The sequence below is a fragment of the Faecalibacterium sp. AF27-11BH genome, assembly GCF_003603005.1.
Taxonomy (GTDB): domain Bacteria; phylum Bacillota; class Clostridia; order Oscillospirales; family Ruminococcaceae; genus Faecalibacterium; species Faecalibacterium taiwanense.
Genome location: NZ_QVGS01000001.1, coordinates 130,855 through 155,578 on the forward strand (window position 1 = coordinate 130,855; position 24,724 = coordinate 155,578).

General features: G+C 56.1%; 20 protein-coding genes and 1 riboswitch. Of the genes, 7 read left to right on the top strand and 13 right to left on the bottom strand.

The window, feature by feature from the left end; translation table 11 throughout:
* Positions 1-63: 63 nt before the first annotated feature.
* Entirely contained in the window at positions 64-1,149 is a 1,086-nt protein-coding gene (locus DWY76_RS00670; protein ID WP_120079294.1) for a hypothetical protein, read from the top strand.
* A gap of 160 nt (positions 1,150-1,309) precedes the next feature.
* Positions 1,310-3,796, top strand: coding sequence for an ATP-dependent DNA helicase (locus DWY76_RS00675; RefSeq protein ID WP_120079296.1), 2,487 nt, complete (start codon positions 1,310-1,312; stop codon positions 3,794-3,796).
* Positions 3,797-3,862: 66 nt separating this feature from the next.
* Here DWY76_RS00675 and DWY76_RS00680 read toward each other — a convergent pair whose 3' ends face one another.
* The 4 genes from DWY76_RS00680 to glyA all read right to left on the bottom strand — a co-directional run bounded on the left by DWY76_RS00680 (position 3,863) and on the right by glyA (position 7,271).
* Entirely contained in the window at positions 3,863-4,834 is a 972-nt protein-coding gene (locus DWY76_RS00680; RefSeq protein WP_120079298.1) for a 2-dehydropantoate 2-reductase N-terminal domain-containing protein, read from the bottom strand.
* A 35-nt stretch (positions 4,835-4,869) separates the two neighbouring features.
* A complete protein-coding gene (locus DWY76_RS00685) occupies positions 4,870-5,130 on the bottom strand; it encodes a cation transporter (protein ID WP_044953687.1) in 261 nt (86 codons plus the stop codon).
* 270 nt (positions 5,131-5,400) lie between these two features.
* Positions 5,401-5,916 carry a cob(I)yrinic acid a,c-diamide adenosyltransferase gene (locus tag DWY76_RS00690; protein WP_120079300.1) on the bottom strand — a complete coding sequence of 172 codons (516 nt, stop codon included), beginning with the start codon at positions 5,914-5,916 and terminating at the stop codon, positions 5,401-5,403.
* 101 nt (positions 5,917-6,017) lie between these two features.
* The gene (glyA, locus tag DWY76_RS00695) at positions 6,018-7,271 is read right to left on the bottom strand and encodes a serine hydroxymethyltransferase (RefSeq protein WP_120079302.1); all 1,254 of its coding nucleotides are present in this window, start codon (positions 7,269-7,271) and stop codon (positions 6,018-6,020) included.
* 250 nt (positions 7,272-7,521) lie between these two features.
* Here glyA and DWY76_RS00700 point away from each other — a divergent pair, with 250 nt between their 5' ends.
* The 3 genes from DWY76_RS00700 to DWY76_RS00710 are packed head-to-tail and all read left to right on the top strand — an operon-like array spanning position 7,522 to position 9,586.
* Positions 7,522-8,094, top strand: a complete 573-nt coding sequence (locus DWY76_RS00700; RefSeq protein WP_120079304.1) for a 5-formyltetrahydrofolate cyclo-ligase — start codon at positions 7,522-7,524, stop codon at positions 8,092-8,094.
* Entirely contained in the window at positions 8,085-8,720 is a 636-nt protein-coding gene (locus tag DWY76_RS00705; RefSeq protein ID WP_120079306.1) for a cyclodeaminase/cyclohydrolase family protein, read from the top strand. Before DWY76_RS00700 ends, DWY76_RS00705 begins: the two co-directional genes overlap by 10 nt.
* A gap of 11 nt (positions 8,721-8,731) precedes the next feature.
* Positions 8,732-9,586: a tetrahydrofolate dehydrogenase/cyclohydrolase catalytic domain-containing protein gene (locus DWY76_RS00710; RefSeq protein ID WP_120079308.1), complete on the top strand. Its 855-nt coding sequence runs from the start codon at positions 8,732-8,734 to the stop codon at positions 9,584-9,586.
* Positions 9,587-9,692: 106 nt separating this feature from the next.
* Here the strand turns inward: DWY76_RS00710 and DWY76_RS00715 are convergent, their stop codons facing one another.
* Complete coding sequence (locus DWY76_RS00715) at positions 9,693-10,646, bottom strand: phospho-N-acetylmuramoyl-pentapeptide-transferase (protein WP_005941994.1); 954 nt, start codon at positions 10,644-10,646, stop codon at positions 9,693-9,695.
* 171 nt (positions 10,647-10,817) lie between these two features.
* Here DWY76_RS00715 and DWY76_RS00720 point away from each other — a divergent pair, with 171 nt between their 5' ends.
* A complete protein-coding gene (locus tag DWY76_RS00720; RefSeq protein WP_097775476.1) occupies positions 10,818-12,236 on the top strand; it encodes an MATE family efflux transporter in 1,419 nt (472 codons plus the stop codon).
* Between the two features lie 126 nt (positions 12,237-12,362).
* Here DWY76_RS00720 and DWY76_RS00725 read toward each other — a convergent pair whose 3' ends face one another.
* Positions 12,363-12,962 carry an ECF transporter S component gene (locus DWY76_RS00725; protein WP_005941988.1) on the bottom strand — a complete coding sequence of 200 codons (600 nt, stop codon included), beginning with the start codon at positions 12,960-12,962 and terminating at the stop codon, positions 12,363-12,365.
* A gap of 150 nt (positions 12,963-13,112) precedes the next feature.
* Positions 13,113-13,232: riboswitch (FMN riboswitch) on the bottom strand.
* 168 nt (positions 13,233-13,400) lie between these two features.
* Here DWY76_RS00725 and DWY76_RS00730 point away from each other — a divergent pair.
* A complete protein-coding gene (locus DWY76_RS00730; RefSeq protein ID WP_154255704.1) occupies positions 13,401-14,483 on the top strand; it encodes a mechanosensitive ion channel family protein in 1,083 nt (360 codons plus the stop codon).
* 238 nt (positions 14,484-14,721) lie between these two features.
* On the opposite strand, the gene pta is transcribed toward DWY76_RS00730, so the two are convergent.
* The 7 genes from pta to hprK form a co-directional block, all read right to left on the bottom strand.
* Positions 14,722-15,747, bottom strand: a complete 1,026-nt coding sequence (gene pta, locus DWY76_RS00735; protein ID WP_005941982.1) for a phosphate acetyltransferase — start codon at positions 15,745-15,747, stop codon at positions 14,722-14,724.
* A 379-nt stretch (positions 15,748-16,126) separates the two neighbouring features.
* A complete protein-coding gene (gene pfkA, locus DWY76_RS00740) occupies positions 16,127-17,101 on the bottom strand; it encodes a 6-phosphofructokinase (protein WP_005941980.1) in 975 nt (324 codons plus the stop codon).
* 170 nt (positions 17,102-17,271) lie between these two features.
* Positions 17,272-20,781, bottom strand: a complete 3,510-nt coding sequence (locus DWY76_RS00745) for a DNA polymerase III subunit alpha (protein ID WP_120079310.1) — start codon at positions 20,779-20,781, stop codon at positions 17,272-17,274.
* Entirely contained in the window at positions 20,778-21,707 is a 930-nt protein-coding gene (whiA, locus tag DWY76_RS00750) for a DNA-binding protein WhiA (protein ID WP_005941975.1), read from the bottom strand. Before whiA ends, DWY76_RS00745 begins: the two co-directional genes overlap by 4 nt.
* A 16-nt stretch (positions 21,708-21,723) precedes the next feature.
* Positions 21,724-22,587: an RNase adapter RapZ gene (gene rapZ / locus DWY76_RS00755; RefSeq protein WP_005941973.1), complete on the bottom strand. Its 864-nt coding sequence runs from the start codon at positions 22,585-22,587 to the stop codon at positions 21,724-21,726.
* A gap of 33 nt (positions 22,588-22,620) precedes the next feature.
* Positions 22,621-23,517, bottom strand: a complete 897-nt coding sequence (gene murB, locus DWY76_RS00760) for a UDP-N-acetylmuramate dehydrogenase (protein ID WP_120079312.1) — start codon at positions 23,515-23,517, stop codon at positions 22,621-22,623.
* Positions 23,518-23,545: 28 nt separating this feature from the next.
* A complete protein-coding gene (hprK, locus tag DWY76_RS00765) occupies positions 23,546-24,481 on the bottom strand; it encodes an HPr(Ser) kinase/phosphatase (RefSeq protein ID WP_120079314.1) in 936 nt (311 codons plus the stop codon).
* Positions 24,482-24,724 lie beyond the last annotated feature (243 nt).

Below are 24,724 nucleotides of genomic sequence, written 5' to 3' on the forward strand. Positions count from 1 at the left end.
CCGTTGCAAGAACCAAACACCTTCCTTTTGCATACTCTAAAACAAAAAGAGAGGTGTTCGATTATGGAAACTGCACGACATGATTCCATTGATTTCTTTCTGGGTGCCACAACGCCTGCCGGTTTCAAGGGCTATTTTGAACCGCTGCGCCACGAACCCGGTATGCAGATGTACCTGATCAAAAGCGGGCCGGGCTGCGGCAAATCCACCCTGATGAAGCGGCTTGCCCGTGCTGCCGAACAGCGCGGCGAACTGACGCAGCGCATCCACTGTGCCAGCGACCCGGACAGTCTGGACGGCGTGGTCCTGCCCGGGCAGCACAGGGCTATCGTGGATGCCACTGCGCCCCATGTGGTGGAACCGGATGCTCCCGGTGCGGACGAAGTGGTGGTGAGTTTGTACCACACCATCGATGCAGAAAAGCTGCATCAGTGCACCGATGAGGTCAAGGCGCTGTTTGCCCGCAACGCCCTGCTGCGCAGCCGCGCTGCACGATATATTGCATCGGCAGGCAGCCTTTTGCTGGACAGCCGCCGCGCCGAAGCCTGCAGCGCCAATTTCGACAAGGTGCGCCGTTATGTCAAACGGCTGTGCACCCGGGTGGTGCCGCGCACGGAAGGCATTGGCAGCGAAGAGCTGCGCCTGCTTTCCGCCGTCACCCCCAAGGGTGAAATGTTTTATCAGGGCACTGCACAGGCATTGGCGGATAAGTTTATCGTGTTCCGGGATGATTACGGCGCGGTGTCCCGCCTGCTGCTGGAGCTGATTCGTGCCGAAGCCCTGACGCGGGGCTACCACATTATTACCTGTCCATGCGCCATGCACCCGGAGGATAAGATCGACCATATCCTGATCCCGGAGCTGAAGCTTGCCTTCCTGACGGATAATCGCTGGCATCCGGTGCATCTGCCCAGTGTGCAGGCTGTGCGGTGCACCCGCTTCCTTGACAGGGAAAATCTGGCAGCGTACCGGGCACGGCTGCGCTTTAACGAGCGTGCTGCCGCCGAACTGCTGGAACAGGCCAGCGCCCTGATGGCACAGGCCAAGAGCTGCCACGATGAGTTGGAGACCTATTACCGTGCAGCGGTGGATTTTGGCAAAGTGGATGAAGCGGCAACAGAATGCATGGAGATGTTCGGCCTGAAATAATCAGTTTACGTCGACGAACCGTGAGTTTCTCTGAAGACCGTCCGCTTGGATGGGACCCTGTTGCCGTGAGGCAATCGGGCGGGCGATGGAATGGCCCGAATCGTGTCTGAAGAGAAATTACCGGTTCGTCAGTGTATCCCAAAAGCGGAGGTGAAATGCTTTGGCAACGGTTCATCTGCCCATCCGGCAGCTGGTGGAATTTCTGCTGCGGACCGGCAGCATTGACAGCCGGTTTACGGGGTTTGACCGTGCACTGGAAGGTGCCCACATCCACCGCAAATTGCAAAAAGCTGCCGGAGACGGCTATCAGGCTGAGGTATTTCTCTCCGCAGAGCGGCAGGCAGAGGGCATCACTTTTACCCTTGAGGGCCGGGCTGACGGCATTTTTACCGATGAGACTGGCACGGTAGTCATTGATGAGATCAAGACCACCGCTGTGCCGCCGGAAGAGATCACTGAGGATATGAACCCCTGCCACTGGGCACAGGGCATGGTGTACGGTGCCATTTATGCCGCACAGCAAAGCCTGCCGGAACTGAACGTCCGGCTGACTTATTATCAGATAGACACCGATCAGATCATCCGCTTTATCCGCCGCTTTACGCAGCAGGAGCTGGATGAATTTCTTGACAAATTATTGTGTCAGTATGCTCCGTGGGCGCAGCGCCGGATAGAGTGGGATGTAAAGCGTACTCAGAGCCTTGCGGCACTGCAGTTCCCGTTTGCGCAGTACCGGCCCGGACAGCGGGCTATGGCAGGCGAGATCTACCGCGCCTGCCGCGCTGGCAAGACCGCCGACTGCAAGGGCGGTACGCGGCTGTTCTGTCAGGCTCCTACCGGCATTGGCAAGACCATGAGCGCGCTTTTCCCCGCGCTGAAAGCCATGGGCGAAGGCAACGGAGAAAAGCTGTTCTATCTCACGGCCCGCAACACGACCCAGACTGCCGCCGAGGATGCCTTGACCCGGCTGCATACGGCCCAGCCAGAGCTTGCTCTGCGCAGTGTGACGCTGACCGCCAAGGAAAAGGTCTGCCTGCATCCGGACGCAGAGGGACATCCCGCCTGCCTGCCGGAGCTTTGTCCCTACGCCAACGGCTACTACGACCGCATCAAGGATGCACTGACAGCTCTGCTGGACGGTACCGGCAGCTTTGACCGCGCAGCGCTGGCCGGGGCGGCAAAGCGTTTTTCGGTGTGTCCCTTTGAACTGGGGCTAGACCTGAGCGAGTGGTGCGATGTGGTCATTGGGGATTACAATTACCTGTTCGATCCGGTGGTGCACCTGAAGCGGTTCTTTGATTCTTCCGGCGACTGGTTGTTTTTGGTCGATGAAGCACATAACCTGCCCGACAGAGCCAGAGCAATGTATTCTGCACGCTTTTGTAAAAGCAGCCTGACCGAGGCAAAACGCGCATTGGGCAAGGGCAAAAGTGCTTTAAAGACCGCTCTGACCAAAGCAGACAAAGCCCTGCTGGAAGCCCGGAAAGCCTGCATACAGCTTGCACCCCGGCACAGCAGCCAGACCGATGCCGCAGACCCGGCACAGACCAGTCTTTTGCCTGAAAACACTGCCCCCGCACTGGAACTGCCCGAACCGCTGTATGCACAGGACAGTACTGTATTTTTGCAGGAGCCGCCCTCTGCCCTGCTCAGTCCGCTGCGGGCCGTACAGGCACCTTTGCAGGACTGGCTGGAAGCGAACCCGGATGCCGAAGTACATGCACAGTTGCTGGAGCTTTATTTTGCTGTACAGGACATCACCCGTGCCGCCGAACGATACGACAGCCACTTTGTCACTCAGCTTACTGCGCGCGGCAGAGAGCTTGAATTGCAGCTGCTGTGTCTGGACCCGGCACCTTTTGTGGATGCCAGCCTTGCCGCAGGGCGCAGCGCAGCGCTGTTCAGTGCAACACTGGCTCCGCCCTCGTTCTACCGCAGTGTTCTGGGCTGCAGCGATGCACGTGCCGTCGCACTGGACAGTCCCTTCCCGGCTGAAAATCTGGGGCTGTATTGCCTGCCGAATATTTCTACCCGCTACCGCGACCGCGAAGCCAGCGTGCAGGCAGTTTCGGATGCACTGGCCCGGCTGGTGCAGGCCAGAATGGGAAACTACTTTGCCTTTTTCCCAAGCTACGCATATCTGCGGCAGGTACACGAAGATTTTGCAGCACGATACCCGGGCATTCGCACCCTTGTGCAGGAAAGCCGTCTGGATGATGCCGCTCGGGCTGAATTTCTGGCTCAGTTTGTGCCGGACCCGGCCGAAACACTTCTGGGTTTTGGCGTGATGGGCGGCATCTTTGGTGAGGGAGTTGATCTTGCAGGCAGCCGCCTGATCGGGTGCGCCATTGTGGGTGTGGGCCTGCCGCAGGTAAATCCGCAGCAGGAAATGCTGCGCCGTTATTATGACGCACAGAACGGCTTTGGATTTGATTATGCCTACCGCTATCCCGGCATGAACAAGGTACTGCAGGCCGCAGGGCGCGTGATCCGCACGCCGGAAGACAGAGGTGCAGTGCTTTTGCTGGACGACCGGTTTGCCCAGCAGGAATACATCCGGCTGTTCCCTCCTCACTGGCGGCATATCCGCTATCTGCGCAGCTGCGAAGAACTGGCCGCTGCCCTGCAGGACTTCTGGAATAAATGAGACCCAAACAAAAAGGCATTGCCGCACCCAAAACAGGAGCGGCAGTGCCTTTGCTTCTTTTTTGTTTTATTTTGCTGCTTTCCGGTTCTGCTGCAGGCTATCCCACGAGGGCATTTCATTGCGCAGCTTTTCCCACATGGGCATTGCCGTGCCGGTCTGCCTGCGCAGAGCATCGAACGCTTCGTCCAGATACTTCATTTCGGACACTGCGTGCATGGCGTGATCCGAAACGCACAATCTGCCCAGCGATGTTTTTGTCATGGTAAACACCATCGCTTCCATCTTACGGCGGGCCGATGTGCCGGGCTGGAAATTATCGGTGTTGTTGGCATCGTTCACCGGGATGCCCGCATCCTTGAGCATCAGGCAGGCTTCATAGGCGGCATCCAGAATGGCGCCGCGCTGCTGCTTGGTGGCCCGGTGCAGATCGCCGTTGCAGGCATAGCACACATAGCACGCCGGCAGAACGAATGCAATGTGGCACTTGAGCCATTCATCCATATCGCCATAGAAGGTCAGCTTGTATTTTGCACCGTCAAAGGCGGTCTTGAGCCGGGTTCGGAAGGTGCCCGAAAGCGGAGTTGTGGCACCGCCCACCGTCATGCCAGCACTGGCGTACACACTGACCACATGGTCGTGTTCACGGCGGCCTGCCGTGCCCTGAAAGCCGAATGCGATCTTATCCGCCGGGCGCTGCATGAATTCCAGCACCTGCTTTGCCTGCGGGTTGTTGCCCACAAACACAAAATACTGGCTCTTGTTGGCCTTGAGCACAGGAAGCACATCCGGCAGCTGGCCCGCCTGCACGACCACAAAGACGAGATCATAATAATCATCCGGGGCAAGAGTGTCCACGGTTTTGATCCGTTCCGTTGTGGTCTTGCGCTGCACCCAGTGGCGGATGACCAAACCCTTCTGGTCGATCATTTCCTTCCACTCTCCGCGTGCAAGCAGCGTGACAACGTTCTTTTTGTTCTGCATCAGCACATGGGCCAGCTCGCAGCCCAAAACGCCCGCACCGTAAACCAGAATCCTCATCCAGATACGCCTCCCTTATGTGTGTTAAGGTTTGCTTACTTTTTCAAAAACGAGAAAAAGCCTTTTTTCTCGTAAGGTGCACTGCTTACGCCCTTGACCTCATAGCCGGTTGCATTGATGGCATCCCGCAGCTTCTGCTCGTCCAGCGGCTGTTCCGAGTGGATCACCGTCTGGGCTTTTGCCTGCGAGGACGACACCCTTTTTACCTCCGGGAAGGCCTTGCGCACGGCTTCGTTGACATGGCTCTCGCACATGCCGCACATCATACCATCTACTTTTACGATCGTTTCAATCATTTTATTCCCCTCCAGATCTTCTGCGCGCATCGGCCCGTTGACGCAGAATCTGTTAGGAAGCGCTAACCGTAGTTTCAAACAAAACGCCGTCGGGAACTGCCCGGCAGCGGTGCGGAGCGGTTCCCTGTTCTGTGGTGGGTCTGCTCAGAAAATGCACGCATGATTTCTTGTCTTCATCATATCACACCAGTGGGCTAAATGCAAGATGAAAAATACCCCATCCCGGTTTTTGCGCTTTTCACTCATGCACCCGGCATCCTGCTGCCGTGGTCAGTATTCAATGCCCTGCCGGGCGGAAATTCCCCTCTGGTAAGGGTGGCGGTGGCACTTCATCTCCGTGGCATAGTCGGCGGTATCCAGCATCCACTGCGGCGCAGCATGGGCAGTAAGCACGCATTCCTGCTCTGCCGGGCGTTCCAGCACAGCCTTTTGCAACAGGGCTTTATCCACCATATCCAGTTCCCATGCGCTGCCCGCTTCGTCCAAAATCAGCAGGTCGGCAGGGGCGGCCATGGCAGCTGTGAGGTTCGCATTCTGCAGCTGGCGGGTGGCTTCCTTTTCCGCTTCGTTCATCTGGAACACGAATTTCTGCCCCGCCTTGCCGCGGTACACCTTTGCACCCAGCTGTTCCAGCAGCGGCACCTCGCCGCTTTTGCCGCCTTTGAGGAACTGCAGGATCACCACCCGCTTTCCGCTGCCCATGGCCCGCAAAGCAAGGCCCATGGCAGCGGTGGTCTTGCCCTTGCCATCACCGTAATATAGATGTAACAGCCCTGTACGCTTCATGGTCATTTCTCCTTTTGTCTTTGCGTTTATGGTAACACAAACCCAGCAAAAAAGGAAGAGGAAGCACCCGAAGGCGCTTCCTCTTTCAAACAATGCGATATTTACTGATACAGAGGGAAATCCCGGGTCAGCTTCAGCACACGGTCACTGATCTCGTCCTTCTTCTCGTCGTAGTGCCAGATGCAATCGGCGATGCAGTCGGCGATCACCTTCATCTCGGCCTCGCCCATGCCGCGGGTGGTAACAGCCGGGGTGCCCAGACGCACGCCAGAAGTCACGAACGGGCTGCGGGTCTCGCCGGGGACAGTGTTCTTATTGGCGGTGATGTGCACGCTGTCCAGACGTGCTTCCAGCTCCTTGCCGGTGCACTCCTCGTCACGCAGGTCGATCAGCATGAGGTGGTTGTCGGTGCCGCCGGATACCAGCTTGACACCGCGTGCCTGCAGCTCTGCTGCCAGAGCCTGTGCATTCTCCACGATCTTGCGGGCATATTCCTTGAACTCCGGCTTCAGTGCTTCACCAAAGCAGACAGCTTTTGCGGCAATCACATGCTCCAGCGGGCCGCCCTGGGTGCCGGGGAACACGGCAGAATTGATGCGCTTTGCAAGAATGGGATTGTTGGTCAGAATCAGACCGCCGCGGGGGCCGCGCAGGGTCTTGTGGGTGGTGGTGGTAACAACATCAGCATACGGCACAGGGCTCTGGTGATAGCCGCCTGCCACCAGACCGGCAATGTGGGCCATATCCACCATCAGATATGCACCATAGCCGTGGGCGATCTCAGCGATCTTCTCAAAATCGATGGCACGGGGATATGCAGACGCACCGGCCACGATCAGCTTGGGGTGCACCTTTTTAACCTGCTTTTCCAGCTCAGCATAGTCGATCACGCCGTCGGCATTGACACCGTAAGAGACAAAGTTATAGTTCTTGCCGGACATGTTCACCGGAGAACCGTGGGTCAGATGGCCGCCCTGAGACAGGTCCATGCCCATGACAGTATCGCCCAGATCCAGCAGAGCAAAATAAACTGCCAGATTGGCCTGTGCACCGGAGTGGGGCTGAACATTGGCATATTTTGCGCCGAACAGCTTGCAGGCACGCTCGATGGCAATGTTCTCCACCTCGTCCACATAGACACAGCCGCCATAGTAGCGCTTGCCGGGCAGGCCCTCGGCGTACTTGTTGGTCAGGATGCTGCCCATTGCGGCCATGACGGCGGGAGAGACGATATTCTCACTGGCGATCAGTTCAATGTTCTGGCGCTGACGGTTCAGCTCGCGATCCATGGCTGCGGCCAGCTCCGGATCAACGGTATTGACCAGACCGATGGTGTCCATCATTTCATTGTACATAATATTCTACCCCTCTCAATTTCCGGAGAAAGCCCCGGATCTCTGGATCTCTTCAAGCCACCCTGCTCCGCGCACGAACCGAATTGCTTTCTTTTATCATAGCAGAAAGCTGCAGAATCTTCAACTTCCATTTTGCCAAAAGGCTTGCTTTTTTCGTCTGAAGTGTTTATTATACTTGTATAAAAATGCAGTGCCGTTTTTGTATATTTTTCAAGTCAGTCAACCTTCAGATGAAGCGAGGTGTTCTCTGGTGACGGTCAGTGAAGCAAAGCAGACCCAGCGCAAAGCGGGCCGTGCCGCACGCAAGGCTCTCGGCCCGGAAGAACGTAAGGCTGCAAATACCGCTTTGTGCGCATTCCTCTGGCAGCTGGCTGCCGTGCAGAATGCGCAGACCATCCTGCTGTACGCAGCGTTTGGTTCCGAAGCCGACCTTTCTGCCCTTGCGGAAAAGGCGCAGGCGCAAGGCAAAACGTTGGCCTATCCGGTGTGCGGCGAGGCGTATTCCCTTACAGCCGCTGTGCCCGGCCCGGACGGCTGGGAGATGGGACAGTACGGCATCCGCACCCCCATCCTGAGCCGGTCGGAGATTCTGCTACCGGAAGCGCTGGATCTGGTCCTTGTACCCTGCACGGCTTTTGATGCAGACTGCTTCCGGGTCGGCATGGGCAAGGGCTATTACGACCGGTATCTTCCCCGCTGCAAAAACGCGGTGAAGATCGGCATTGCATTTGAGGCACAGCGGGTGGAACATGCTGCCGTAGACGAGCACGACCAGCGGCTGGATGCCTACGTAACAGAGAGGGGTATTTACAAATGGAAATGACTAAGCTGAGCTGCGAGAAATTTCTCGCAGAGCTGGCCAGCAAAGCCCCCACGCCGGGCGGCGGCGGAACGGCGGCGCTGGTGGGTGCAGCCGGTGTAGCGCTGGGCAATATGGTGGGCAACCTGACCACCGGCAAAAAGAAATATGCCGCCGTGGAAGCAGACATTCAGGCCCTGAACACAAGGGCCGATGCCCTGCGCAAAGAGCTGGAGGCGCTGGTGCAGGCCGATGCCGATGCCTTTGCGCCGCTGGCTGCGGCCTACGGCCTGCCCAAGGACACACCAGAGCAAGCTACACACAAAGCCGCCGTGCTGGAAAAGGCGCTGGATGCCGCCTGTGCCGTGCCACTTGAGGTCATGGAAAAGTGCGCCGAGGGCATTGCTCTGGTGGAAGAATACGCCGCCAAAGGCAGCGTGATGGCCGTCTCGGACGCAGGCTGTGCAGCCGCTCTGTGCAAGGCAGCCTTGCAGGCCGCAAGCCTGAATGTGTTCATCAACACAAAGCTGATGGCAGACCGTGAGCGCGCTGCTGCGTTGGACGCAAAAACAGACAAACTGCTGGATGAATTTGTGTCGCGGGCAGACGCTGTTTTTGCATCCGTGACGAACAAATTGCGGAATAAGTGAGGAAAAGTATTATGGCAACGATTTTGAAGGGTGCACCCGTTGTAGCCGCTATGAACGAACGCAATGCGGCGCTGTGTGAGCAACTCAAGGCAAAAGGCATCACTCCCACGCTGGCCGTGGTGCGTGTGGGTGAGCGGGAGGACGACCTCTCCTACGAGCGCGGCGTGATCGCCCGCTGCGGCAAGGTGGGCGTGGAGGTAAAGCAGTTTCTTCTGCCAGCCGATGCTTCGCAGGACGATCTGCTGAAGGTGATCGCCGAGGTGAACGCAGAGGATACCATCCACGGATGCCTGCTGTTCCGTCCGCTTCCCAAGCAGTTCAATGACCGCACTGTGCGTGCGGCGCTGGCTCCGGAAAAGGACATTGACGGCATCACGGACGATTCTCTGGCCGGTGTGTTCACTAATACCGATCTCGGCTATGCTCCCTGCACCGCGCAGGCCTGCCTTGAGATCCTGAAGTATTACAACATTCCGCTTTCCGGCAGGCGCGCTGTCGTAGTGGGCCGCAGCCTTGTGGTAGGCAAGCCCGCAGCCATGATGCTGGACCGCGAGAACGCCACCGTGACCATCTGCAATTCCCGCACGCAGAACCTGCCCGCCATCTGCAAGGAAGCAGATGTGGTAGTAGTGGCCATGGGCAAGATGGGCGCCGTGGGTGCCGACTGCCTGCGTGAGGGCCAGACCGTGGTAGACGTGGGCATTCATGTGAACGAAAATGGCAAGCTGTGCGGTGACGTAAAGTTCAGCGAAGCAGAGCCGGTAGTGGATGCCATCACGCCGGTACCCGGCGGTGTGGGCACTGTGACCACCTCGGTGCTGGTGGGCCATGTCGTGCAGGCTGCAGCAAAAAAGGCCGGGCTGTAACGAATGATAGAACTATAAAATAAAAGACGCTTGATACACTGCTGTATGCTTCCCTGCCGGGAAAACATATTCAGACAAGACCAAGCGTCTTTTTGATTGCTATATTTTAGCCGCGGACAATGAGCAGCAGCAAAGCCGAAGCCACACACTGCATGATCAGCCAGCGGGCCACCACCTGCTCGTCGCTCCAGCCCTTATTCTTGCGGGCGTGGTCGTGCAGAGGGGTGCGGGTGTTCTTGAGGATGGAAATGTGCAAAAAGCGCTTCAGGCTGATCTTCAGGATGCCCAGACTGCCATCCACGATGAACACGATGGCTGCCAGCAGGAAGGCAAACGGATGGCCGCATTTGAGGGACAGCATTGCGATAAAGAAGCCCATTGCGCGGCTGCCGGCATCGCCCATCAGCAGGCTGGACGGCTTTGCGTTGGACCACAGATAGGCCAGCAGCGCGCCCATGAACACAACGCCTGCGGTGCCGTACTCGGCCAGCTCTGTTTTATAGGCCAGCAGGTAGGTGCCGATGGTCACCACTGCAACACTTGCCGAAAGGCCGTCCACGCCGTCGGTGCAGTTGACCACATTGATGCTGGTCCAGATCAGAATAACGATCAGCAGCAGGTACACAGCATACGGCAGAGTGAAACTCCACTGCAGGAAATTCACACCGCAGCCGTTGAAGTTGAGGTAGGTCACACCTGCAACAATGGCAATGGCAAAATCAATGATACCCTTTTTATACTCGTTCCATGCAGTTTCAGCAGCATCGTCAAAGTAGCCGGACAGCATGGATGCAATGAGCAGGATGGTGTAGATGACGTATTCCACCTTGAACGGCAGGAATGCCAGCGATACCAGTGCGATGCACAGCACGAAGATCAGGCCGGAACCACGGGCCTTACCCTTGGAAAGCGCACCGTTCACCGCAAACTCGCGGCCATGGTCGTGCGGAAGCTTATCGTGAAAAACGGAGTCCATCAAAGCCGTAAGGGCAAACGCCAGCAGGAATGCCAGAGCATCGACACCGCGCTGTCCTACGACCGAAAGCAGTGATTCGATCATATTCAAAGTTCCTCTTTCTTTTATGTTTGTGAGAGAAGTGTATCACGCTATCCATAAAAAATCAATCATTCCCGGAGAAAAATCCACGTTTGATTGACTTTCTGCAGCACCGCACTTATAATAGTATATCAGTCTGTCGAAAAAGTTATTGTTTCTATAAAAGGAGAACTCATGTCCATCTCTCTTGAGCAGCTTTCGGCGCAGATGCGCCGGGGCGAACAGGTGCCGCTGCGGCACACCATGCAGGTGGTGCTCACACTGAGCATCCCATCCATCCTCCAGCAGATCGTGGTAACTGCGGTGGAGTACATCGACGCAGCCATGGTGGGGCATATCGGTGCATCTGCTACGGCATCCATTGGCATCGTCAGTTCCAGCACGTGGCTCATGCATGGAATGCTGGCCGGTCTATATATGTCCTTTGCCATTCAGGTGGCACAGTATCTGGGTGCAGACCGGCAGGACGATGCACGCGGTGTATTGCGCCAATCTATGATCTTCAACCTTGTGGTGGGCCTTGCAGCTGCGGCCTTCGGCATTGGCATCAGCCGCTTTCTGCCCGGATGGCTGGGTGCCGACCCTTCCCTGCAGGCGGATGCTTCGGCCTACTTTGCCATCTGGTCGGCTTCCCTGCCCTTTTTGATGATCATGGGAACCTACTCTTCCATGCTGCGTTCCTCCGGCGATGCCCTGACACCGGGCCTTATCAGCGTGCTGACCTGCGTGCTGGATGTGATCTTTAACTTCTGCCTTATCAATCCCACCCGTGAGATGGTGGTGTTTGGCCGCACAATGACCGTCTGGGGCCTTGGCTGGGGGGTACCGGGCGCAGCACTGGGCACCGCCCTTGCTACCGCTATCAGCGGTGTGCTGACCCTTGCCATCCTGCTGCTACGGGACGGCCCGCTGTGCATCCGCAAGCCCGGCTCCTGGCACATTACCAAAGCCTGCCTGCAGAACCTGTGGAAGGTAGGCGCACCGCTGGCCGCAGAGCGTGCAGTTCTTTCCTCGGCGCAGGTGCTGCTCATCCGCATCGTATCCGGCCTTGGCACCACCGCCATTGCTGCCAACAGTCTGGGTGTGAGCGCCGAAAGCCTGTGCTACATGGCAGGCTATGGCATTCAGGATGCATCCCTTGCACTGGTGGGGCAGGCCGTGGGCGCAAACCGTCGGGATATGGCAAAAAACTTTGCCTGGCTGTGCACCGGCATGGGCATAGGCATCATGGCGCTGACCGGTGTTGGCATGTACATTTTTGCGCCAAACCTGATGGGTATTTTCACCGCAGATGCGGCAGTTATTGCGCTGGGCGCACAGGTGCTGCGCATTGAAGCACTGGCCGAACCGATGTTCGGTGCCAGTATCGTTGCCAGCGGTGCCATGCAGGGTGCCGGAGACAGCACGGGATGCTTTGTGCTGAACCTTGTCAGCATGTGGGGCATCCGGCTCACGCTGGCTTCCCTGCTGGCTCCGCATTTTGGGCTGGTGGGCGTATGGATGGCCATGAGCTTTGAGCTGACCATGCGCGGTGTGCTGTTCCTTGTGCGGCTGGTACGCGGCAGATGGCTGGACAAAGGGGCATTAGCCTGATCGACCGCTGGCGGATATATTTTCCTCTAAATAACAGCTCCCCGGCCGGGAACCGCACTGCGGGACCTGACCGGGGAGTTTTGCTGTGGTTATACGATTTGAGAAGAAGAAAAAATGGAGAACAAGTTACTTTCTGCCGTGCAGGATGGGAGACAGCGGCTTGTAGATCAGCATGCACAGCACTGCATCCAGCAGGCCTTTGACCAGCGTGAAGGGCATATTGAAGATGACAAGGCACTTGATGAGGCTGTCTGCAGAAGGCAGGATGGCCTGATACATGCCGAGGATGGCTTCCAGCGGCATGTGGTAGAACTGCACATAGGCCGGATAGGTGATGAAGTAGTTGGACGGTACGCTGAACACAGCCATGGCTGCAGCGCCTGCAATAGCACCAATGATGGCGGTCTTGCGGCTCTTGTGGTGCTTATAGATAACGCCTGCCACAGCGGAGAAAACCGCACCCAGCATGAAGTTGCACAGCTCACCCACGCATGCAGTGGAAGTGCCCTTGATAACGATGTGCAGCAGGTTCTTCATAAAGCTGATGACCACACCGTACACCGGGCCGAGAGCAAAGGCACCCAGCAGAGCCGGCAGGTCAGAAAAGTCCATCTTGACGAAGGACGGAATGAGCATCGGAATGGGAAACTCAATGAACATCAGGATAAAGGCCACCGCGCTGAGCATGGCGGCAACAGTAAGATTGTGAGTCGTGCTTTTTTTCATGGTAATGATCCTTCCCGGGGTAAGATGCCCCTTACAAAAATTGTTCCGAAAGCTCTTTTCGTATCTTGTTTTTTGGAACGGGAAGGACAAATAGAAAAGCGCCCTGCTGCAACAAAAACACTGCAACAGGGCGCGTAGACAACGATTTGCCTGCCGTTTCTTGCATCCGGACTATACCGTTGGTCCCGGAGTTGCACCGGGTCAGCACCCTTGCGGGTGGTCGCGGACTTTACCGCCAGTGGGGAATCTCACCCCGCCCTGAAACGAACTTTCTGGCACAAAGTATAGCGTGGCAGGCCCAGCTTGTCAAGAGGGCATCTTAAAATTTGTGCAAAAAATGTCAAAGTAACTCTTTCAAGCTCCCTTCTCTGTAAGCTCTTGCCCGGGTGGGTGCGGTATGGTATCATAGATGGGTCGTATAAAATTCAGGAGGTTATCATGATCTTTTCTATTCGTGATCTTTCGTTTGAGTTTGGCTCTGTGCTGCTGGAGGGTTGGTTTGCACTGGCTGCGCGCGCAGGGTGCGCGCTGCTCATTCTGCTTGCCGCATGGCTGGTACGCCGCTGGCTGAGCAAAAAGGGCATTCCGGCACTGCTGGCCCGCAAGTGGCACTTTAACGGCACTCCCATCCTGCTGCGCAGCTTTGCGGTACCCATCCAGCGCATGTGCACTGCGGTTGGCGTATATCTGGCGGCAGCTTCCCTGCCCTGGGCCATTCCCGGCATTGCCAAGCTGCTGTTGGTCTGCTTCCGCCTTGTCATGACCCTGCTGGTCTGCGAAGGCCTGTATGCGGCATCGGATCTGGCCGACCTGCTGCTGGCTTCCTGCAGCCCGGAGATCCGCTCCAACAAAACACTCTGCTCTTTGCTGGACACCGCCTACAAGGTGCTGGTGATCGTGCTGTGCGTGGCAGCGTTGGCACAAGAAGTGGGCTTTCCCATCGGCAGCATTGTCGCCGGTGCCGGTCTGGTTGGTCTGACCATCTCGCTGGCCGCACAGGAAAGCGCCAGCAACCTGTTTTCCGGCATCGTGATTCTGCTGGACAAGCCCTTCTCGGTGGGCGACTGGATCACTGTGGGCGATGTGGAAGGCGAAGTGATCGACATCAACTTCCGTTCCACCCGCATCCGCTCGCTGGATAAAACCATCAATGTGGTGACGAACAGTAAGATCTGCTCTTCCACCGTGCAGAACGCCGCCCTGCGCACCATGCGGCCCTACAAGTTCAATCTGGGTGTCACCTATGGCACCACCCGCCCGAAGCTGGAACAGCTGATGAAAGACTTGCAGACCATGCTGGACGCAAGCCCTTACACCAACAAGGGTACCAACATCGTACAGCTTGCAAACTTTGGCGATTCCAGCATCAACATTCTGGTCTCCGCCTACCTGCTGACCAACGCCTACGCGGAATTTTTGCAGATGCAGAACGACCTGAACCTGAACATTATGGACATCATGCAGGCCGACGGTGTGGATTTTGCGTTCCCCTCCACCAGCGTGTATATCGAAAAGAACTGAGCAAACCTGTAAAGGGGCTGTTGCAAAATAGCGCCAACGAAAAGCGGAAAGCAAAAATCTCATCTTTTTCCCTCAAAAAGAGTAGAATTTTTCGGAACTGAAAATGCAAAAAGCTGAGCACCTGCCTTTTCACAGATGCTCAGCTTTTCTATACTCATTTTTTGAAATCTGCCTTTGAGACCTCAACATTCTGCCCGTTTTGTACGGTGAATGCGGCGGCTATTTTCAATCAGTCAGCTCAAGACTGGCAGGCAGTGATCAGGCTCATCTTGTAGACCTCGTCGGCGTTGCAGCCACGGGACAGGTCGTTGATGGGAGCGTTCAGACCCTGCAGGATGGGGCCGTAAGCTGCATAACCACCCAGACGCTGAGCAATCTTATAGCCGATGTTGCCGGCCTCGATGCAGGGGAAGATGAAGGTGTTGGCCTGACCAGCCACCTTGCTGCCCTTGCACTTGACCTGTGCAACTTCGGGAGCAACGGCAGCGTCAAACTGCAGCTCACCGTCCACAGCCAACTCGGGATCCATTTCCTGAGCCTTGATCACAGCGTCATGGCTCAAAGCAACGGTGCCGCCCTTGCCGGAGCCCTTGGTGGAGAAGCTCAGCACAGCAACCTTCGGATCGATGCCGAACAACTTTGCGGTCTTAGCGGTCTCAATAGCAACCTCAGCAAGCTTTGCAGAAGCGGCGATCTTGACCTCGCCGGTAGCCTTATCAATGGTATCGGTATAGTCGATGTTAACAGCGCAGTCGCCCATGGCAATGCGCTTCAGGCCCTCTTCACCGCAGTCACGGTCCAGAATGAAGCAGGAGCTGACCAGATGTGCGCCCTTCTTGGTCTTGACCAGCTGCAGAGCGGGACGAATGGTGTCGGCAGTGGAGTAAGTAGCGCCGCCCAGCAGGCAATCAGCCTTGCCCATCTTCACCAGCATGGTGCCGAAGTAGTTGGACTTCTTCAGAAGAGCGGTGCACTCCTCAGCGGTCTGCTTGCCCTTGCGCAGCTCCACCATGGTGTTGACCATCTCATCGAAACCGGCATAGTTCTCGGGGTCGATGATCTCGGCAGCGGAAATATCAAAGTTACCGGCGGCAGCAGCAGCCTTGCACTCAGCCTCGTTGCCCACCATGACGACCTTCAGCACGCCCTCGGCCAGCAGCTTTGCAGCGGCCTCCAGAATGCGGGGATCATTGCCCTCGGTGAAAACGATCGTCTTGGGATTTGCCTTCAGCTGTGCTACCAGCGGTGCAAACATATCAGCCATTGTGATTACCTCCGAATTTACTTTCCAATATTCACATCCAGATATCTGTTGGACACAAGGATGCCTTTCTCTTTTATTCTAGCACATACGGCAAAAAGTTCAAGACAAAATTGGCTTTTTGTGCTACAATTTTTGCCTCACGCATAATCGTTATTTTCCTGCCAAAGTAGTAAAACACGCCCTGCGTATTCCTCCACAATTTCCCGTAAACCGCCTTCCACAAATTTCAATTTTAAGCTATGCACTTTTCATTCGCGATTTTTCTTTTTTAAAATGCAGAAAGTTCCAGTCAGTTCATATTTTTTGCGTTAAAACGCAAAAAAGAGCCACCCTCCCGATCCTTCGAGAGAACAGCTCCATAGTATTGGCTTTATAAATATCAGATAGAAATGGTGTTACACACGTCGATCAGCACCGGGTCAAGCGTCTTGGTCATTTCAAGAGCTTCATCCACAGGGTAATCCACCAGCTTTTCGCCCTTCATGCCGACGATGCGGTTATACTTGCCCTGCTCCAGCAGGCACACGGCATGGTAGCCCATTGCAGAAGCGTTCACACGGTCACGCAGAGTGGGAGAACCACCGCGCTGGACATGGCCCAGAATGGTGGCGCGGGAGTCGATGCCGGTGCGTGCCTGAATCTCGTTTGCGATCTCCTGTGCATGGCCGACACCCTCGGCAACGATAATAATGAAGTGACGCTTGCCGGTCTTCTGAGTCTCAGCGATCTTATCCAGAATATCACGCTGCATGTCAAATTCCTTCTCCGGCAGTAGAACAGCCATAGCGCCGGAAGCAATTGCAACATTCAGAGCAATATAACCGGCGTTGCGGCCCATGACCTCGACCACACTGCAGCGGTCGTGGCTCTGGGTGGTATCGCGCAGCTTGTCGATCATCTCCAGCGCGGTATTCATGGCGGTATCGTAGCCAATGGTGTAATCGGTGCAGGAAATATCGTTGTCAATAGTGCCGGGCAGACCGATCATCGGAATGCCGCGGTGGGCCAGCTCACGAGCGCCGCGGTAAGAACCGTCGCCGCCAATAACCACCAGCGCATCAATGCCCAGTTCGCGGCACTTCTCTGCACCCTTGTCCTGACCTTCCTTGGTCTTGAATTCCAGACAGCGGGCGGTATACAGAATGGTACCGCCTGCAGAGATGATGTTCGACACACTGCGCAGGTTCATTTCAAAGCATTCGCCGTTCAGCAGGCCATTGTAGCCACGCTGAATGCCGATCATGCGGTAACCCTTATGCAGGCCGGTACGGACTACGGCGCGCACGGCAGCGTTCATGCCAGGAGCATCACCACCGCTCGTCAATACGCCAATCGTTTTGATCTGCTTTTCCATACGAGAGTTTCCCTCCAATTTGTTTCTTCATTTACCCAATGGTATCACAGCGTTCTCCGTTTTAACGCTGTCCAAAGCACTTCATTTGCCTTGAATCATTATAACACAAACGCCTTATTTTGGAAACAGCCATCCCGCCGGATTTGCGTTAAGATTCGTGCACGGAAATGTCATTTTGTTGCAATGTTGTCCGTTCCGACCAGCCTTTCCAGCTCTTTGAACAGCAGCGGATGGCCGGATGCGTACAGATGGCGCGGCACACGCAGATACTGCTTGGTATCGGTCAGATACAGGAGCACCGGCATGTCCCCATCAAAAATGCCAAGCAGATTGACCACCTTTGCATATTCCCTGCTGCTGCGGGAAGGCACACGGATATACAGCTTCTTTGCTGCCGTTTTCATCGGGTCCGGCCTGCCGTTATCCAGTCGGGCCGGATCGTAATTATCGATCGGGACGATGCTCTCTGCCAGCAGCTTGGAAGCTTCATCCTCCCGTACCGACAGTCTGCCATCGATCACGACGACTGCATTTTCGTGCAGTGAATCCCGGAAAGCATCCAGCACCTTTGGGAATACGATCACTTCCATGGTGCCGGTCAGGTCCTCTACGCTGGTAAAAGCCATCATGCTGTTGGACTTTGTGGTCATCATGCGGCTTTTTACCACCGCGCACACAATGCGCACTTTTTCTCCATCCTTCACATGGGCATCTTCCCCTGTAAGATCCTTGATGGTGTGGGATGCAATGCGTGCCGATTGTTCCCGGTAAGCATCCAGCGGATGACCGGACAGATACAGACCGCTGACTTCCTTTTCCTGCTGGAGCAGTTCCTTATGGCTGTACTCCGGCAGCTGCTTTATTTCATAGTTATCCTCGGAAGCACCGCTCTGTGCTTCCCCGCTCATCACCGAGAACAGATCCAGCTGTCCATCCAGATTGCGCCGAGAGTCGGTCTCAATGCTCTTCAGAATGCCCTCTACGGCCTCCACATGGCTGTGGCGGTTGTTGCCCAGATGATCGAATGCGCCGGCCTTGATGAGGCACTCCACTGCCCGGCGGTTCAGTTCATTGCCATGCATCCGCTTGCAGAAATCGTACAGGCTGGTGTAAGGCTTATTCTGCCGCCCCTTCACCACATTCTCGATCAGGTTGCGGCCCACATTTTTGACCGCATTCAGGCCAAAGCGGATCTGACCGCTTCCATCCGCCGTAAAGCCGCCGTTGGAAACATTCACATCCGGCGGCAGCACCTTGATGCCAAGGCGGGCACACTCGCCGGAATATTCAATGACCTTATCCGTGTTATCCAGCACACTGGTCAGCAAAGCCGCCATGAACTCACTGGGATAATGGCACTTGAGGTAGGCCGTCTGGAATGCCACATAGGCATAGCAGGCCGCATGGCTCTTATTGAACGCATATGAAGCGAAACTGGACATTTCATCGTAGATCTCATTGGCCACTTTCTCAGAGATGCCGTTTGCCACACAGCCGGGGCATTCGTTGCCGGGATCGGTGCAGCCGTACACAAAGTGCTCTCGCTCGGCCTCCATGACGGCATGTTTCTTTTTGCTCATGGCACGGCGGACATTGTCTGCCTGACCAAAAGAGAAACCTGCCAGCTCCCGGAAGATCTGCATGACCTGCTCCTGATAGACGATGCAGCCATTGGTCACATCCAGAATGTGGGCCAGCTGTGGGGTCTTATAGCTGATTTTGTCCGGCTCGTGGCGGTTGCGCAGGTAGGTGGGGATCGAATCCATGGGGCCGGGACGGTACAGGCTGATCAGAGCGATAATGTCTTCTAGGTTCTGCGGCTGCAGGCCCACAAGCACCTGCTTCATGCCGGAAGATTCCAGCTGGAACACACCCTCGGTGTCTCCCTGTCCCAGCATCCTGTAGGTGTCCGGGTCGTCGTAATCCAGCTTCTGGATGGAGAACTCCGGGTGGTGCTTCTGCACAGCAGTTTCCGCGTCATGAATGACGGTCAGCGTGCGCAGGCCCAGAAAGTCCATCTTCAAAAGGCCAAGTTCTTCGATCTCGGTCATGTTGAACTGGGTCACAGGCAGGCCGTCGTTGGTGGCCAGCGGCAGATAGTAGTCCGTAGGCTCCGGGGTAATGACGACACCCGCCGCATGGGTGGAAGCATGGCGGGGCATGCCCTCCACCTTCAAGGCCGTGTCGATCAGCTCTGTGACCTGCGGGTCGGTATCGTACATCCGCTTAAGTTCCGGCGATACCTCCAACGCACGCTTCAGCGTCATTTTCAGCTCCATGGGCACCTGCTTTGCCACGACATCTACCTGCTGATACGGAATGCCCATCACGCGGCCCACATCGCGGATGGCGTTGCGGGCGGCCATGGTGCCAAAGGTGACGATCTGAGCCACATGGTCGGCACCATATTTCCGGTTGACGTAATCGATCACTTCCTGACGGCGCTCGTAGCAGAAGTCCACATCAAAATCTGGCATACTGACGCGCTCCGGGTTCAGGAAGCGCTCAAAGATCAGGTTATAACGGATGGGGTCGATATCCGTGATGCCCACGCTGTAAGCCGCAATGCTGCCTGCGCCGGAGCCACGGCCCGGGCCTACCGGGATACCCTGACTCTTGGCGTAGTTCACGTAGTCCCACACGATAAGATAGTAGTTCGTGTAGCCCATCTTTTTGACCACGCCGATCTCGTATTCCAGACGGTCTTTGTTGGCCTGCGGAACATTGGGGCCGTAGCGGCGCTCCAAACCTTCCCAGCAGAGCTTTTCAAAAAACGCCTGATTATCCATACCGTTCGGCGCTTTGTAATATGGAATTTTAGTGTGTCCAAAATCAAAATCAAAGTTACACTGTTCGGCAATTTTGGCGGTATTCTCGCAGGCTTCCGGCACCATGGAGAACAGCTCGTACATTTCGTCTGTCGTTTTGACATAGAACTCGTCGGTCTGGAACTCCATTTTATCCGCATCCTGAATGGTCTTGCCGGTCTGGATGCAGAGCAGGATGCCCTGCATTTTGGCATCCTCCTTGCGCAGATAGTGGGAGTCGTTGGTGGCTGCCATGGGAATGCCGGTCTCCCGTGCAAGCTTGATGAGCTGCGGCAGCACAGTATTATCCTCTTCCAGACCATGGTCCTGAAGCTCGATATAATAGTTTCCCTCGCCGAAGAGGTCTCGATACCACAGCGCTGCTGCTTTGGCGCGCTCATAATCGCCCGCCAGAATGGCCTGTGGAACTTCGCCTGCCAAACAGGCCGACAGGCAGATCAGCCCTTCGTGATATTTTTCCAGCAGTTCCTTATCAATGCGGGGCTTGGAATAAAAGCCCTCCACAAAGGCGGCCGACACCATTTTGATCAGGTTTTTGTAGCCGGTCTCATTTTTGCACAACAGGATCAGGTGGTTGTTGCCGTCGATCTTATTTACCTTGTCAAAGCGGGTGCGGGTGGCCACATACACCTCACAGCCGATGATGGGCTTGATGCCAGCCTTTTTTGCAGCCTTATAAAACTGCACGCAGCCGTACATCACGCCGTGGTCGGTGCAGGCAATGGCGGTCTGTCCGCACTCTTTTACGCGATCCATCAGCTGGTCAATGCGGCAGGCACCATCCAGCAGGCTGTACTCTGTGTGGATGTGCAGATGGACAAAAGGCCGGGTATTGGCTAATGCTTCGCTCATGCTTTTGCCTCCTGTTCCAGATTCTGCCGCAGATTTTCGGCCAATGCCTCCAGCTTCTTCATCCGGTGCGACAGGCCGGATTTGCTCACGGGTGGCTCAAAGCAGCCGCACAGCGCTGTGAGCGAAAGATCCGGGTACTGCATCCGCTTGGCAGCGGCTTCCTGCAGTACCTCCGGCAGAGTGCTAAGGGCATCCTGCTCTTCCAGAAAGCGGATGGCCTTCAGCGTCTGCGCATTGGCACGGGCCGTTTTGCCAAGGTTTGCCGTATCACAGTTGGTCTGTCGGTTGGTCTGGTTGCGCACCTGTTTGAAGGCTTTTTGTGCATGCATTTCCTCTGCAGCGTTTCCAGCGCCCATAAAGCTGAGCAGCCGTTCCACATTGGCCCCGGTCTTGACGTAGATCAGGTTCACGCCGTTGCGGCGGGTGCGGTGCGGTGCAAACTCATGCTCTGCCAGCAGCGCTTCAAAGTCCCGTGCCAGATTGGTGCGGGAGGTAAGAAATTCCAGATTATATTCTTTCTGCGGATCAATGACCGTTCCACTGCACAAAAAAGCTGCGCCAATGTACGCACTGACGCAGGTCTGACAGCGGATAAGGCGGGGATCGATCTGCAGGCTGGTCTCGCTGCCCGTGGTGCCGAACAGCTCGTGCACCCGGGCCACCTGCTCCGGCGCGCGAATGTTGAACTCATACAGCACGCCGCTGGGTCGCTGCTTGTGCAGGATCTCGCCCTGCACGCCGCAGCGTGCGAACAGCTGCTGGGCAGCCTGCACCGTCTCCTGCTGCTCGGTCTGCACCACCAGACCCTTTGCATCAAAATATTTGGCAAAGCACGCAATGCCATAAGCTGCCGCACGCACACAGCAATCCTTCTGGATACTGCGCTGCGCGATCTCCTCCCGCGCGCGGGATGCAAAACTACTCATACTTCCTCGAATTCTGTCAGCGTTTGGCATCGCGGTGCTGCACGCCCGGCTCGTAGCCGAGTTGCGTGCAATACTCCGCGATCTTACGCGCAAATGTAATGGAACGGTGCTTGCCGCCGGTACATCCCACCGCAATGGTCAGCTGGCTTTTGCCCTCCTTGACGTACAGCGGCAGTGCATACTGCAAAAAGTTCTCATACCGCTTGAGCAGTTCCTGCGCTTCCGGGTGGCTCATGACAAAATCCACCACATCCTGATCAAGGCCGGTCTTATGCTTAAGTTCCGGCACGTAGAAGGGGTTGGGCAGGCAGCGCACATCCAGCACAAGGTCTGCCTCCGGCGGGATGCCGAATTTGAATCCAAAGGACATCACGGTCAGGCGCATGGCACCCTTGGCTCCGCCATTTTTTGCAAAAAGATCGCAGATGCGTTCTTTGTTTTGTGCTGTAGAAAGCAGGGCGGTATTGATGACGTAATCTGCACGCTCCTGCAAAGGCTTCAATATTTTGCGTTCCTTTGCAAAGGCCTCCCGGGTGGAAATGCCCTCGGCAATGCTGATGGGGTGGCGGCGGCGGGTCTCGCTGTAGCGGCGCATGAGTACATCGTCCGGGGCATCCAGAAATAGAATTTTATAATCCACACCCTGCTCATCCAGCTTGTCAAGCGCACGCTCGATTTCTTCGCTGGTGCGGCAGCCGCGCACATCCATGGAAAGAGCCACCCGCTCCAGCTGGCTGTCGCCCGCTTCCGAGAATGCAGTGATGCTGGGCAGCAGTCCGGCCGGAACATTATCTATACAGAAAAAACCGATATCTTCCAGCGCATTCATAGCCACCGACTTGCCTGCACCGGAAAGTCCGCTGACGATCAACAGCTCCATAATCTGATCTACCGCTCCTTTTTTGCTTTTCCGTTATCGGACGACCCGGATCTCTTTTTCAAGGTCGTAGCCCGTCTTTTCCTTTACGATGGCGCGCACCTCGTCACAAAGTGCCAGCACATCAGCACAGGTAGCGCCGCCAAGGTTTACCACAAAGCCGCAGTGCTTATCGCTGACGGCTGCGCCGCCGTGGCGATAGCCGCGCAGGCCGCACTGGTCGATCAGCGCAGCCGCAAAAGCACCCGCCGGGCGCTTGAAGGTGCTGCCGGCGCTGGGCTTATCCAGCGGCTGCTTTTCCACACGCTTGGCCATCAATTCATCCATTTTTGCACGGATGTCCGCTGCGTTTCCGGGCTGCAGATGGAACTGTGCCGAGAGGATGCAGCCGCTGTTCTCTTCAAAAATGCTGTGGCGATAGCGGAGATCCAGCTCTGCGGCAGGCACTTCTCTGACCTCGCCTTCTGCCGCCAGATACCGCACTGTGGTGAGCACATCCTTCATCTCGCCGCCGTAGGCACCCGCATTCATATACACTGCACCGCCCACCGTGCCGGGGATACCGTAGGCAAATTCCAGCCCGGACAAGCCATGCTTCAGTGCCGCCTTACACAGTGCCGCAAGGCGGACACCTGCGCCTGCGGTCAGGACTGTATCTTCCACCGCGATCTCTGCGTCCAGTGCCGAAACATCGATCACCACGCCGGAAAAGCCTTCGTCCGCAAACAGGATGTTGCTGCCGTTGCCCAGCAGGTAATAGCGGACAGCCAGCTCTTTGCAAAGCGCAACTGCACTGCAGAGCTGCTGCTCGTTTTCCGGCATGACAAACAGCTGTGCCGGGCCTCCGATTTTAAAGGTACAGTGCGCCGCAAGCGGTTCGTTCTCCCTGAACGGGATTGCCGCTGCCTGCAGTTTCTGCTTGAATCGTTCCATGATAACTTGCTCCTTTTGCGGTGTGGGATCAATCCATTTTATCGTCCAGCCCCAGACGGATCAGCAGTTCACGCGCTGCGTTGTAACCCATCTTCTTCTGGCGGTTGTTGATGGCTGCAGTTTCCAGCACGACAGCCAGATTGCGGCCCGGTGAAACCGGAATGCTGGTGCTGGGAATGCTGACGCCCAGAATGTCGTAGTATTCGTTTTCCAGACCGGTGCGCTGGTAGTTCTTAGTGGGGTCCCATGCTTCCAGCTGAACCACAAGGTCAAGGCTTTCGCTCAGCTTGACCGCGCCCACGCCGTACACACGGGCCACATTGATGATGCCAATGCCGCGCAGCTCAATGAAGTGGCGGATATTCTCCGGGGCAGTACCCATGATCTGGCGGTTGGACACCTTGCGCAGCTCCACCGCATCATCTGCCACAAGGCGGTGGCCGCGCTTGACCAGCTCGATGGCAAGCTCGCTTTTGCCAATGCCGCTGTCGCCCAGGATCAGGATGCCTTCGCCGTACACTTCCACCAGCACACCATGGCGGGTGATACGCGGTGCCAGTTCCAGATTCAGCACACTGATCAGGCTGCCCATCAGAGTGCAGGTGGTCTCATTGGAGCGCAGCAGTGCAACACCATGCTTCTGGGCCAGCTCCTGCATCTCCGGGAAAGGAGTCAGTTCTTCGCTGCGGCAGACGATAACAGCCGGCGGCTGCTGACGGAACAGCTGATCCAGCGCCTCGTAGCGTTTTTCCGGTGAAAGGCCGGACAGAAAGTTCATCTCGGCCAGACCCATGATCTGCAGACGCAGCTTATCAAAATAATCGTAATAGCCCGCCAGAAACAGACCCGGGCGGTTCACTTCGGCGATCTCCACACAGATCTGATCCAGTTCCTTCGGCGTATAGACAACTTCCATACTGACACGGTCGGTCAGCGTTTTGAGCGAGACATTGAATGTGCCCATTCTTGTTCCTCCTGTGCTCCCTTTTGCTGCACAACCCTGCCTGCTGTCAGGTACCGTGCAGGATTCCTTCTTATTATTATAATAGAACGATCGGTAAAAAACAATATTGTGCGGGCGGCTTTTTCGCAGCCCGGCAAGAATGCACGCAGCAGCGCAGCCATGTACTGATTTTTTACATTTTTCTTACCTTTACACGGATTTTACATTCCCTCGATTTTGGATTTTACATTGCATCTGTATACT